This is a genomic window from Gilliamella sp. LMG 34359, assembly GCF_984569085.1.
Genome location: NZ_OZ474906.1, coordinates 1,838,325 through 1,850,451 on the forward strand (window position 1 = coordinate 1,838,325; position 12,127 = coordinate 1,850,451).

12 protein-coding genes and 1 pseudogene are annotated in these 12,127 nt (G+C 31.8%); 7 read left to right on the forward strand and 6 right to left on the reverse strand.

Going from position 1 to position 12,127, the window contains the following annotated elements:
- Positions 1-566: 566 nt before the first annotated feature.
- Entirely contained in the window at positions 567-788 is a 222-nt protein-coding gene (locus tag AC5LXV_RS08585) for a hypothetical protein (protein WP_110433858.1), read from the reverse strand.
- A 10-nt stretch (positions 789-798) separates the two neighbouring features.
- A complete protein-coding gene (locus AC5LXV_RS08590; RefSeq protein ID WP_493466148.1) occupies positions 799-1,242 on the reverse strand; it encodes a TNT domain-containing protein in 444 nt (147 codons plus the stop codon).
- 14 nt (positions 1,243-1,256) lie between these two features.
- Here AC5LXV_RS08590 and AC5LXV_RS08595 point away from each other — a divergent pair.
- Positions 1,257-2,407, forward strand: a pseudogene (locus AC5LXV_RS08595) (IS3 family transposase).
- Positions 2,408-2,492: 85 nt separating this feature from the next.
- Here the strand turns inward: AC5LXV_RS08595 and AC5LXV_RS08600 are convergent.
- The 3 genes from AC5LXV_RS08600 to AC5LXV_RS08610 all read right to left on the reverse strand — a co-directional run bounded on the left by AC5LXV_RS08600 (position 2,493) and on the right by AC5LXV_RS08610 (position 4,695).
- Entirely contained in the window at positions 2,493-2,690 is a 198-nt protein-coding gene (locus tag AC5LXV_RS08600; RefSeq protein ID WP_493467981.1) for an integrase core domain-containing protein, read from the reverse strand.
- 299 nt (positions 2,691-2,989) lie between these two features.
- Positions 2,990-3,154 carry a hypothetical protein gene (locus tag AC5LXV_RS08605; RefSeq protein ID WP_493466149.1) on the reverse strand — a complete coding sequence of 55 codons (165 nt, stop codon included), beginning with the start codon at positions 3,152-3,154 and terminating at the stop codon, positions 2,990-2,992.
- Between the two features lie 383 nt (positions 3,155-3,537).
- The gene (locus AC5LXV_RS08610) at positions 3,538-4,695 is read right to left on the reverse strand and encodes a hypothetical protein (protein WP_493466150.1); all 1,158 of its coding nucleotides are present in this window, start codon (positions 4,693-4,695) and stop codon (positions 3,538-3,540) included.
- 813 nt (positions 4,696-5,508) lie between these two features.
- On the opposite strand from AC5LXV_RS08610, the gene AC5LXV_RS08615 reads away from it, so the two are divergent.
- From AC5LXV_RS08615 to AC5LXV_RS08630, 4 genes are all read left to right on the forward strand, one after another.
- On the forward strand, positions 5,509-5,862 hold the full coding sequence (locus AC5LXV_RS08615; RefSeq protein ID WP_493466151.1) for a hypothetical protein: 354 nt from the start codon (positions 5,509-5,511) through the stop codon (positions 5,860-5,862).
- Between the two features lie 31 nt (positions 5,863-5,893).
- Positions 5,894-6,181, forward strand: a complete 288-nt coding sequence (locus AC5LXV_RS08620; RefSeq protein ID WP_493466152.1) for a hypothetical protein — start codon at positions 5,894-5,896, stop codon at positions 6,179-6,181.
- 741 nt (positions 6,182-6,922) lie between these two features.
- The gene (locus AC5LXV_RS08625; RefSeq protein WP_493460348.1) at positions 6,923-7,321 is read left to right on the forward strand and encodes a hypothetical protein; all 399 of its coding nucleotides are present in this window, start codon (positions 6,923-6,925) and stop codon (positions 7,319-7,321) included.
- A gap of 617 nt (positions 7,322-7,938) precedes the next feature.
- Entirely contained in the window at positions 7,939-8,439 is a 501-nt protein-coding gene (locus AC5LXV_RS08630; protein ID WP_493466153.1) for a GNAT family N-acetyltransferase, read from the forward strand.
- Positions 8,440-9,313: 874 nt separating this feature from the next.
- Here the strand turns inward: AC5LXV_RS08630 and AC5LXV_RS08635 are convergent.
- On the reverse strand, positions 9,314-9,550 hold the full coding sequence (locus tag AC5LXV_RS08635) for an IS3 family transposase (RefSeq protein WP_493467982.1): 237 nt from the start codon (positions 9,548-9,550) through the stop codon (positions 9,314-9,316).
- Between the two features lie 608 nt (positions 9,551-10,158).
- On the opposite strand from AC5LXV_RS08635, the gene AC5LXV_RS08640 reads away from it, so the two are divergent.
- Together AC5LXV_RS08640 and AC5LXV_RS08645 are read left to right on the forward strand one after the other, a co-directional pair.
- Positions 10,159-10,659 (forward strand): tetratricopeptide repeat protein, encoded by a 501-nt coding sequence (locus AC5LXV_RS08640; RefSeq protein WP_493466154.1) that lies wholly within the window; start codon positions 10,159-10,161, stop codon positions 10,657-10,659.
- A 307-nt stretch (positions 10,660-10,966) separates the two neighbouring features.
- A complete protein-coding gene (locus tag AC5LXV_RS08645) occupies positions 10,967-11,890 on the forward strand; it encodes a tetratricopeptide repeat protein (RefSeq protein WP_493451551.1) in 924 nt (307 codons plus the stop codon).
- Positions 11,891-12,127: the final 237 nt, after the last annotated feature.

Consider the following 12,127-nt stretch of genomic DNA (forward strand, 5'->3'; position numbering starts at 1 on the left):
CAGATAGAATAAACTAGGTGTTATCATCCGATATTTTTAGCAGTCGGCGCGAAACTTCCATCTTCATACAGCCAAGTAGTAACGTTATGGGGCGGTTCAGTGTAACTATCCCCTAAAATAGCACATAAAAAAGTAGAAACTTCTCTATAATATTTTTATGACAACCCTAAACAAAAAGGTCGATTTTTCAAAATAAGAAATTCAACAATTTCTAACCACATTAAACCATTTTAAACATTTAGAAGATTACCAGCAGCTAGGTTATACGCTGCATCTACTTGGTAATATTATGCAAACGGCTTTACTGGCTGAAATGGAACATCCTAAATATTCCAACCATAACAAATGGGATATGTACAATCTTCTATCTCTTATCAAAAGCCTGGTTCCTAATAACGAATTGGAATTGCTTGATAAACTCAACGATTAAACAGAAGAGGCTGTCCCAAAAGAAGGATAGCCTCATTTTTATAAATTCTTTTCAATTAGTTCAGAAAATGAGTTTGAATATAGTTCTTCATACTCATTATCATGATAAAAAATTAGATCATTTCAATTATATATATCTATTTTTTATTTTTAACAAACTTAAATATTTTGAAATGTTCTTTATCATTTATCATTAATCTTGCCATAGGAACATCTATCATTATATTTCCACACTTACATTCAGAAAATGTTTCGGGCAAACTATTTACATTGGTATTACACAATGTACATTCATAATAAATATTTTTTCCTGTAGGATAGCCTTTCTCTTTTTGATAAGTTATATATTCTTTTTCCATTTTTATAATTTTAAGGACATACTATCTTTCGATCAACAACTTCCAAATGCCCTGAATCAATTAATTCTCCTATTGTTTTATTTTTAGTAAAGAATTGTTGAGCTCCTCCTTTTTCACCAAACCAAGGGGCTATATCTCCAGCATCAACTTCAAATAATTTCTTAACTCTATATGTTGTTAATATGGTACCTTCTTTTACTGGTAACATAGCCCTATTTGTAAAGGGAACTCCTGACTCTGCTAAGAATTTACCTCTATCATTAAAAACTCCCTCAGTGTCAAACCAACCACCATATCTATCTAACAACATACCTTCAGATAAATTTACTGTATTCCTACCACCTGAAAATCCATCATTTGGAGGCCATGCAAATTTTGTAAATTTTCCGTCTGAATCATGATCCTCGCCAAAAAAGTGGACAAAAGTCGCCTCTATGATATAAACAAAAATCATAGGAGACAAATATCATGGTCAAAAAATTTAATATCGAATTCAAACAACAATCAGTGGATTATGCGTTATCTAATGCAGACCTTTCTATCAGCGAACTTGCCAATCATCTAGGTGTGGGTAAATCAACCCTAGATAAATGGATTAGGCAACTTTCCCCGAATAAAACCAGCCGTCGAGAGTTAACCGCTGAGCAACAGCGGATTATGGCGTTAGAAAAAGAGATTAAAGAACTGAAAATGGCTAATGATATACTAAAAAAGGCGCATGTGTACTTCATCAACAATCCAAGTCGATGAAGTACACTTATATGAAAAATCATTTAACCTGCTATCCCGTTACTAGGATATGCTCATTACTTGGTGTCAGTTCATCGGGTTATTATGCTTGGTTAAAAAGAGCAAACAAATCAGCTAAACTCAGCGAGTATATCCAAAAGCAGTATTGGCAACATAAAGCCCGTTTGGGTGCGCCAAGCCTGCTTCATGATGCAAGAGAAGCAGGCTATCAAGTTTCAGAAAGGACAATTAGCCGTGTTTTGCAACAATTGGGATTACGGAGTAAAGCAGCACGTAAATTCAAGCATAAAACAGACAAGACTCATCACAATATTGCGCCCAACACGTTAGATAGGCAATTTAATCCTGATAAGCCTAATAAAACATGGGTAACCGATATTACTTATATTAAAACGGGTGAAGGTTGGTTATATTTGTCGGTGATTATCGATTTATATGGACGAAAAGTGATTGCTAGGCAAACCAGTCGCTACATAGACCGCCATTTAGTGTGTAATACATTAAAACAAGCTTTATTTCGGTGTCACTTTCCTAAAAATGTACTCATTCATAGTGACCAAGGAAGCCAATATTGCAGTGCTGATTTCAAGCAATTATTGTTACAATATGGGCTAAGGCAAAGCATGAGTCGAAGAGGCAACTGCTTTGATAATGCGGTTGTTGAGAGTTTTTTTCATACACTCAAAACACATATTATTCATGACTGTTACTACAAAACGAGGAAGCAGGCTAATTAAGCACTATTTGAATATATTGAAATCTATTATAATCGGATACGCCGTCATTCAGCCAATGGCTGGGTATCACCGCAGCAATATCAACAACAATATTACCAAAACGAAAAAATGATAGAGGTAGGCTCTGTCTAATATTTTGGCGAGGATCAGAGACAATACTCCTGTATCTAAATCTAAACTAGGATATGCTATATTCCTACGAAAACATGGTTTCAATTTAATAGGCTTCATGCGGTTTTTCTTTGTTATACAACACTAACCACTTTTCGGTTATTTTTCTTACTTGTTTCAGATTTTTAAATAAATACAAATCTAACACCTCTGTTCGATATGTGCAGTTAAATCGTTCTATAAAGCGGTTTTGAAAAAGACTATCTGCTGGGGTGATTCCATGTGATTTTGCCAGTTTGTGAATCTGTTTGAGGTAAGTTCCACACCATTATCAATGCCTATTTTAATGGATAACCATGGTATCGAGCTAGTCTATCTAAATAACGGGTAACTCTATCTGCCGATAAACTCACAGTTATATCAATACCTAATGCCTGACGATTAAAGTCATCAAAAACATTAAAGGTTTAAAACGACGGTGGTTTTGAGAACTATTACTCATAAAATCCATTGACCAACATTCTGCTAGGCGACTTGGTACTGATAATGGCTCTAGATAATGTTGGGGCAATCGTATATTGCCTTTAAAGCGAGTATTGAGTTTTAATTGACAATAAACCCGTTTATGATTTCACGTATATCCCAGTTTTCTGGTTCGATAAAAACACTTAGGAAATTCCCAACATACGAAATAATCATAGTGTTATCTGCCGATTTAGGTTGATAGTAGTAAGCAACGCGACTTAAATTCACAATAGTGTAACTCATTTTAATTGTTATACAATATTGTGACTTTAGGGCTTGTATCTAATTGGACTGAAGCTAATTTATCAATTGTTTTATATTTTTATAACATTAAAACAGTTATGACTAACTGAGTTTCCAGTGAGTATTGAAAGCAATCGAGAAAGTTGAATAACTATAATTAGCAATAATAATCTTTAATTTTGTTATTAGTTATTGATATAAACACCTAAACTAACTTAAGATCAATTATGCATATTAAAATATCAATTATAAATTAAAAGCATTTAACTTTATGACAGCTATTATCTATAAGCTGGCTATAAAATTTATGACTATATATTCTTAAATTTATATTTATAATTCAAATATCCATATATTAAAATCACTTTATCAAAATTAACAAACTAGCGAGTAAAATACTTCAATTTACTTATATGTCTCACTCTACGTTTAAGCTTACCTATTTTAAGTTCTTCAAACATAACTTCATCAATATTTAGCACTCTACAATGTTTTGTATAATCTTTAAAGTTTATTTTAGATGGGCTAGATTTAAAATATTTATAAGTATCTAATGGGCAAAAAAGAGTGTATGAAGATAAATTGAAAAATTTTTCTCCTCTTAAAAGATAAAAATTACTATCTTCATCTAAATCCTTAAGCTCCCAAATTGGATCATTAAAAATATTTTTCGCAAAATCATTTTTATTCAAAATAGCTACATAAGGGGTTCTATCTATAATTAAGTATTTTTCAAATGCATTATGAAAAAGGTTATTATAAAAAATAGCTAAAACAAACGTAATAACTAAGCTTAAAAAAGCTAAACAACTTAGAATTATTTTATATGAATTATAGAACATGCAATATATAATTGCAGGAAGATATAAAACAATTAGCAATATAGCATAAATCAATGTAAGCCAAAGAAAAATCCCAAGCAAACCCCAAAGCGAACTCTCATTAGATGATTCAAATTTACCACCCGCGATAAGCAAGAACAAAAACGTAATTAACAAAAATGAAATATACGCGAATAAAGAATTAAGAAAAATTAGTTTTATATACAATTTTTTCCCATATCTAAGATAAAAGTAAACAGTTGAATAAAACAAATACACCAAAGCGGAAACAACTAAGGTTATATATATATAGGAATAGTATATCGCTGGTATAGAAATTAAAATAACAAAAAAATGTATAATAATTAGTACTATAATTTGTTCTATCAATGGCCGTTTACTTGAAAAACCAAAAGGTAAATCTTTACTAATAAGAATTTTAGGAAAAAATACAAACATAAAACTCGGGATGGCGCTTAAATAAAGAATAGAGAACATACAGATACAAAAAACAATAAAAAGCATAAAGGTAGCTTGATTACCAAAAGCGATTTGTTGGAAAACATCAGCTCGATCTATACTACTCAAAAAACACCATACTAAAACGAACCCTAAAATAGAGGGTGACAATATGATTGAAGGCTTAATCAATTTGAATAAAATTCCCTCATAAAATTTCAGTTTTTTTCTTTTTTGTCTTGAATATAATGTTTTAACCATCTTAATCCCAGTTAGTTTTGAGTATTAGAAACCGATATATTTTATAAAAAATTAAGTTAAAATTAATTTTTTTATGAAAAAATGCTAGACCTTTCACTAAAAAATCAATATAAACTAAAATCTAGTATTTTAATTGCTGATAAATAAATCTAAATGTAGAATATTTCACCAGTCCATTAAAGTCAAAAAATATTAAAAAAAATGTCAATCATAATAAACATTAATTAAAAAATACCTTTTTACATGACTTTTCTTTCCTTATCAGGTAACAAACTGTAGTACCAATGATTTGATGTTAATTTTATTGGAGTTGCGAACTTACATTAATCATTAATACAGCCATAGCTTAACTATGTTAAATGTATTTGCTAAAAATCGTTTGTACTACTTTTGGGGTACAACAATTAAGTGTTATGGTTTTTATATGTATCTATCAGTTTTAACTCTTGGTCAGCTATTCTTTTCTTCTAATTATCAATTCGTGCAAGTTTTAAGATCATTGGCCCCATTTGCAGTTTTTTATTTTGACCATTAAACCCAATAATTTGGAGGCATATTGATGACTGATTAGGATGAAAAAACGTTAATTTTTACCTTACTGTTAAGGATATTGCACAACTTGCGTAGGCTCATTATTTTCTCATTAACAAAAAGGAATCATCGCAATATAAGCAAAGATCCTATAGGACTTGGTAGGAATAACCCAAATTTATATGTGTATGTCTTCGACTCGAATACCGAGGTTGCCCGTTCGGGTTGGAAAATTGTGGGTTATCTGGTAAAAAAGTGGAAGAGAGTGAATATTGAGATGATATGCCGGATAGAGTTTCTTCAATTTGGACTCGCCATCAATGGAATGTTGTGGTTAATCATAGAGATACTAAATCTAGAGTAGGTGGTGTTTATGCTAGGATAAGCCTACAAACAGCTTATAAAGAAATTACATGTTACCTTCCATTAGGAGATAAGGTTTTAGTAACAAAAGAATTTTCATTAGAGAATGTATTAGATTTAATAGATCCAAATGTTAGGAATAAACTTAATGTATCTTTAGATGATATTATAGCCCTAAGCGGTAATTATGATGTTACTCAAAACTTGGAGATTTTGCAAAATCTAACGGTTTTGCTGGATACTAGCGCCTTCTGCACAAGATATTGCAGGTAATAATATTATAATATTTAATGGATTATAAATTATGTATGAATTAGAAAAATACTATATAGAAGATAAATGGGAAAGTTTTGTTCATTCATTTGAAGATATATGGAATAAGAATTATTTAGATGAAAAAAAGATAAATTTATTAACTTTATTAAACAACCATACCGATCTAGCTAAAGTTGCATATGGTAAAATTGGAAAAAATTATGAAGAATGGTTAAATTATAAAGCCCCTGTATTAGATTATTTAACTCCACTGGAATGTCTTAAATCAAAAGACTTAATTAATAGATTAAGAGAAAGTCTAATGAGAATGCCTTAAAAAAGAAGAATCCAAATCAAAGAGTAGGATTTTTTGTTTATTTAACTGTCCAACTTATCCAATAGTTCCTGTTCGTCCTCGGGAATAAGGATTTTAATAAGGCTAAAATCTTATGACTGTTGGTAAGTTCGTTACATTGGCATGCTCAAAGCCGTACGCAATCCTAAAGGCCAATTGATTCCCTTTGCCTATGATGCTTTAAGAAGAACGGCTAAACTGTTAATTCAAAAATTTATTCCTTTTTTGAGGGCATAATGTTCTATTACCTAATAGAGCTATGAGCTAAGTGAGCGATCTTAAATTCTACCTGATGATTTAGGATTACTTATTTTGGATAAATCTGAATAAATCCATAACGTTACTACTTGATTGTATGCAGATGGAAGTTTCGCGCCGACTGCTAAAAATATCGGATGAAAACGGCTACTTTATTCTATCTGATTATTTTGAAAGACCCGATCAGGTTTACGATAAATAAGGAAAGCTTGTTTGCAGGTAGTGTTTGATATTTATGGTAGGATCTGGGAAGATAGCTTTTACAATAAACATTTCTAACCTTTCAGGCAGCTTGGTCATTATGAGGATGAGGAACTAGCAGGACTCTATTGTGACAGTTTCAGATACTACGCCGCAAATACTGGGTTTTATTTGCGGAAAGAGCCCGTCGGGTTATAGGGTAATAAGTCTAGTTTTACAGAAGCTTTACAAGATGCAAAGTTACCTGTACATAAGATATGAATTATGGATAAAGTAACATTTTTACTCAATGAATATTTTCTTTTCGGAAAAGAAAAGTTTCAAAATCGAGAAGAAATTAAAAAAATACATATTGAAGATCAATATGAAAAAGATAATCAAGGGAATGTATATAAACATATCAAATATTTAGAATTTTTATTAAAAGAAGAAGTTTTAAATGAGAAAGATATTGATCTTTTAGATATAGAGATTTCATATAGAGAATATGATAATCAAAGAATAGAAATAAAAGGGCAGTTTTATACTTCAGATGGAAATATTTTTGAAGAGTTTCATATAATTAGTAATCTGGAAAACATACTAAATGAAACCAAAAATTTTATTGAAAAGTGCTATATAAAGTATAATGAGATAATTAAAAACTACACAATTTTAAAATAGGCGATCTACTTTAGACAGCTTTTTTATCTCTACTTTAGGCAATCGGAAAGTTTAATTATAGAAATTAAAATACTCAATACCACATAACAAGATTGGTTAGGGTTAAAAAACTTTTCTGTCACTATAGTCCCGAAACCGGCACCAACATCGCTAAAGCCCCCATTCGACTTACTAGTAACAATCTGATTTAGCTATAGTTACGTGACAATATAAAACTTAATAGTATGCGTGGAGACTTCCAGTATTTTAATACCGTGCTTGAAACTACCTTGATGATGGAGTGGGACATTCTCTATGCTGTTATCTGCACTGCAAGGCTTTTTTTGAGTTGGCTTGCAAGTAGCTGGATGTTACATTAATATCATCCGTCCAATATCAATAAACGTTCAAAGACAATTTACGCCAAATATAGCAATAAATCGAAAGGACTATTCGCTGTTTCGTTATTGTCGCGACAGACTTTAAAGCCTTTGGTAAAGGTAAAGTTAAAAAAAGCAGAACATGGTGCAAACCACAATAAGCTATTAATGTGGATATTTACGAAGCTATTAGTACGCAAGCCCGTTTTGTTAATGTTGGCGATAATGAAGTGCAAAGTCTTGTTGGAGCCAATCATAATGAAAGTAGGGAACACGTTGGGTAATGTGGCATCTAAAATCGCAGTAAAACCATACTCACCACTCTATGCTACTGCAATATGCGATTTGTTTCATTCGACTATTCATGCTATTGATACCGATATTTATAGCAAAGCAGAGCAAGAAGCGTGGAGCCCAACACCTCCAGATTATCAGATGTGGTTAAAACGTTTAGATAACACTCAGCCTTGGATGGCTATCTTTGGCTCACGCCTTGCTGGGTTTATTGAACTTAAAGATGATGGTTACATAGACTGTTTTTACGTGCATCCTGACTTTCAAAAGCGCGGCGTAGCAAGAAAACTCTATGACCATATACTTGACTTGGCCCACCAGAAAAATTTTTCACAATTAACTGTAGATGCTTCAAAAGTGGCCATGCCAGTTTTCCAAAAATGGGGTTTTATAATAAAGCGGACTAACAAAATATACAGAAAAAATCAGGTACTGATAAATTACCATATGTATAAACCACTTTAATTTTTATTGCGGCCTTTGTACAGTAAAACTCTACTCAAACTAAATTTCTAACCGCACTTTTTTGAGGTATTTGGGCTTATATTTAAACCTAAATACCTCTAGATAAGTGACTATTTATTGCCATTTCCCTGTTTTAAGGCAACTTTTCTGCTGTACAGATCCCCCTTGTTTGATATCAAAGTTCATTAAGCTGCCTAGAAGATGTGCTTGGATTTGTTCAGTTAATGACGTTTTAAATTAAACCGTATTTACGAAAGCAAAGAATAAGTAAAAAACCTTAGGAAGATAGCAGAAAAAGAGATATACATCTGGTTTACCTATCATGAAAAAATAAATCCCGATTTTTCTTTGACCAACTACGGCCACATAGTTTTAATACGGCCACATAGTTTTAATACGCCCACATAGTTTTAATACGCTCACATAGTTTTAAAACACCTATATAGTTTTAAAACACCTACCTAGTTTTAATGCCGGTTTACCACCGGCCATTGCTGCGCAAGCTAAATTGGTGTACGAAAATACTTGATCACTACAAGTTCATTTGAAAAATTAGTAAACCAACAGTGACTCCGTTCACGGGCGGTTTATCCGCCAACTCCCGAAAGTATCCCCTTTAAACTACTATAAATAAGACTAATCTTTTTATTTTATTTAGAAGAAAAAATTTATCTTTGATTCTATAAAAAGGTACCTGTTTTTTGATTGTACTCCTATCTTTCTGTTTCAACTGGAATATACTTGCAGCTAAAAATAAACACCGTGCGAAAAAAAAGGCTATGCTAATTTAAACCACAATCGTTTCTGATATTAAAAATGCTCAAAGCCGTACGCAATTTTAAAGGCCAATTGATTGGTTTTGTGTAATGATACTTTAGAGAGAAGAACTGTTTTTATACCGTTTCGCGGTATATCCTGATTTCAATGATAATGCTTTCATTACGTTAGCCACATCACGACGCGATACGATTATGCCTTGATTTGACAACGCTTTTCGTATTCTTCGCGTACCATAAGATTGATAGCTATGATATAAAAAATAAATTGAATCTTTTGTGCATACTTTAAAACTTTTTCTTAAGGCATGTTTGGCACTGATAATAAAAGTAATGCCTTGCTATAGCTAAACATCGACCCAACCAACTTAATCAATGGTGATGTTGATTTGATGGTATTACTGCGATTTTCGTGCCATTATCAGTGTGGCTTGCTAGAAGATATCGTTTTCCATCAATAACCGTTTGTTCTCTTTGCGTTGAGCGAGTAACTCATTATCTTCAGTACTTCGATTATCTTTAGTTTGGCATGAACCTATTGTGGAGTATTGTGTTGGTCATCTCTCTAATGCTGATGGCTAACACAATACTGTAAAACTAATTCACTGTGGGTTTTACCTTATTGATATAGCGTTACCCCTTAAATTTGCTGTATGAAAACATGTCGACATTCCATACTTCAAAAGCCGACTTAAATCCCCTTTTTCTGTTCTCTCCTAGGATAAAAAATTCGTTGATGTATTTTAATCTTAATCAAAATAACCATTCTATTAATGATTTTTTGTGAAAAACTCGTTATAGTTTTCTTAGATTTTTTATAAAAATCCTAATAATAATTTTGTATAAATTTTCTAAATACATTGGTAGTTAATATCCCTAAAAATCAGTTAAAAAGCATAAGTAAGTTTTCGTTGTTAATATAAATATAATATAAGGAAAAATTATGAAAAAAGGATTATTAGTCATATTATCACTCTTATTTTCTTTTGCTGGGTATGCAAATCAATGCAGTAAATATTGGCATAAGGAAAATTATAAAAAAGCCTTTACTCCCTGTAAAAAAGTGGCTGAACAAGGTAATGCTGAAGCCCAATATTATTTAGCGTATATGTATGATGAAGGTTACGGTACAAAGCAGGATAAACAAAAAGCGTTTTATTGGTATACAAAAGCCGCAGAGCAAGGTAACTCTATTGCACAAAACAATTTAGGGATAAAGAATTATTTCGGTGAAGGTACAGCGCAAGATAAAGTTAAAGCTGTATATTGGTATACAAAAGCGGCGGAACAAGGTGATGCTCTAGCACAATATCGTTTAGCGGTTATGCATGATAAAGGTGATGGTATTGAGCAAAATAGATCCTTAGCGAAAAAGTATTACCAACAAGCCTGCGATGGAGATTATCAAAAGGCTTGTAGTAAATTAAAGCAACTAACAGAATAATTAAATTATTTCAAAAAAACACCTTAAATCACCATTTTTCACAACAAGCACTCAACGAGTGCTTGTTCTGTTCTCTCCCCAGGAGCTAAAAAGCGTTGATGTATTTTTAATCTTAATCAAAATATCTATTCTATTAATGATTTTTTGTGAAAAACTCGTTATAGTTTCCTTGGATTGTTTTATAACAATCCTATTAATAATTCTGTATAAATTTTATAAATGCATCGATAGTTAATATCCCTAAACTAACATTTAAAAATTATAAGTAAGTTTTCGTTGTTAATATTAATATAACATAAGGAGAATCATGAAAAAGTCATTATTAAACATATTATCACGCTTATTTCCTTTTGCCGGGCATGCAAATAAACGCAGCAAATATTTGCATAAGGAAAATTACGAAAAAGCTTTTACTTCTTTTAAGGAAAAAGCAGAACAAGGTGATTCAGAAGCACAACACAATTTAGGGGTTATGTATAATAAAGGTGATGGCATAGAGCAAGATAAGCAAAAAGCGTTTTATTGGTTTTCAAAAGCCGCGGAGCAGGGTTATGCTGAAACTCAATATAATTTAGGGATTATGTATGATGAAGGTGATGGCATAGAGCAAGATAAACAAAAAGCGTTTTATTGGTTTTCAAAAGCAGCAAAACAAGGAGTATCTAAGGCGCAATATAATTTAGCAATAATGTATTATCAAGGTGAAGGCACAGCGCAAGATAAAGATAAAGCAATATATTGGTTTACAAAAGCGGCAGAACAAGATATTGCTATGGCCCAATATAATTTAGCGATTATATATGGTAAAGGTGATGACACAGAACAAGATAAAGTTAAGGCAGTATATTGGTGTACAAAAGCTGCGGAGCAAGGTTACCCCTATGCACAATCTAATTTAGGGGTTATGTATGATAAAGGTCACGGCATAAAACAAGATAAGCAAAAGGCGTTTTATTGGTTTACAAAAGCGGCAGAGCAAGATATTGCTATCGCCCAATATAATTTAGCGTTTATGTATTATGAAGGTAATGGCGTAGAACAAGATAAGCAAAAGGCGGTATATTGGTTTACAAAAGCGGCGGAGCAGGGTGATTCTGACGCCCAATACAATTTAGCGGTTATGTATGATAAAGGAGATGGTGTTAAGCAAAATAAATCTTTAGCTAAAAAGTATTACCAACTAGCTTATGAAGGGAATCATGAAATGTTTGTAGTAAATTTAAGCAACTAACAGAATAATTAAATTATTCCAAAAAACACCTTAAATCACCATTTTTCACAACAAGCACTCAACGAGTGCTTGTTCTGTTTTTTCCCCAAGATAAAAATGAGTTAATGTATTTTTAATCTTAATCAAAATAGCCATTCTATTAATGATTTTTTGTGAAAAACTCGTTATAGTTTTCTTGGATTTTTTCTAAAAATCCTATTAATAATTTTGTATAAATTTTCTAAATACATTGGTAGT

Bases quoted from the DNA above. Each gene is read 5' to 3' on its own strand.
- AC5LXV_RS08590 (WP_493466148.1), bottom strand. From the start codon at position 1,242: ATGATTTTTGTTTATATCATAGAGGCGACTTTTGTCCACTTTTTTGGC.
- AC5LXV_RS08645 (WP_493451551.1), top strand. From the start codon at position 10,967: ATGAAAAAGTCATTATTAAACATATTATCACGCTTATTTCCTTTTGCC.
- AC5LXV_RS08620 (WP_493466152.1), top strand. From the start codon at position 5,894: ATGTATGAATTAGAAAAATACTATATAGAAGATAAATGGGAAAGTTTT.
- AC5LXV_RS08605 (WP_493466149.1), bottom strand. From the start codon at position 3,154: ATGAGTTACACTATTGTGAATTTAAGTCGCGTTGCTTACTACTATCAA.
- AC5LXV_RS08585 (WP_110433858.1), bottom strand. From the start codon at position 788: ATGGAAAAAGAATATATAACTTATCAAAAAGAGAAAGGCTATCCTACA.
- AC5LXV_RS08610 (WP_493466150.1), bottom strand. From the start codon at position 4,695: ATGGTTAAAACATTATATTCAAGACAAAAAAGAAAAAAACTGAAATTT.
- AC5LXV_RS08625 (WP_493460348.1), top strand. From the start codon at position 6,923: ATGGATAAAGTAACATTTTTACTCAATGAATATTTTCTTTTCGGAAAA.
- AC5LXV_RS08630 (WP_493466153.1), top strand. From the start codon at position 7,939: ATGAAAGTAGGGAACACGTTGGGTAATGTGGCATCTAAAATCGCAGTA.
- AC5LXV_RS08640 (WP_493466154.1), top strand. From the start codon at position 10,159: ATGAAAAAAGGATTATTAGTCATATTATCACTCTTATTTTCTTTTGCT.
- AC5LXV_RS08615 (WP_493466151.1), top strand. From the start codon at position 5,509: ATGCCGGATAGAGTTTCTTCAATTTGGACTCGCCATCAATGGAATGTT.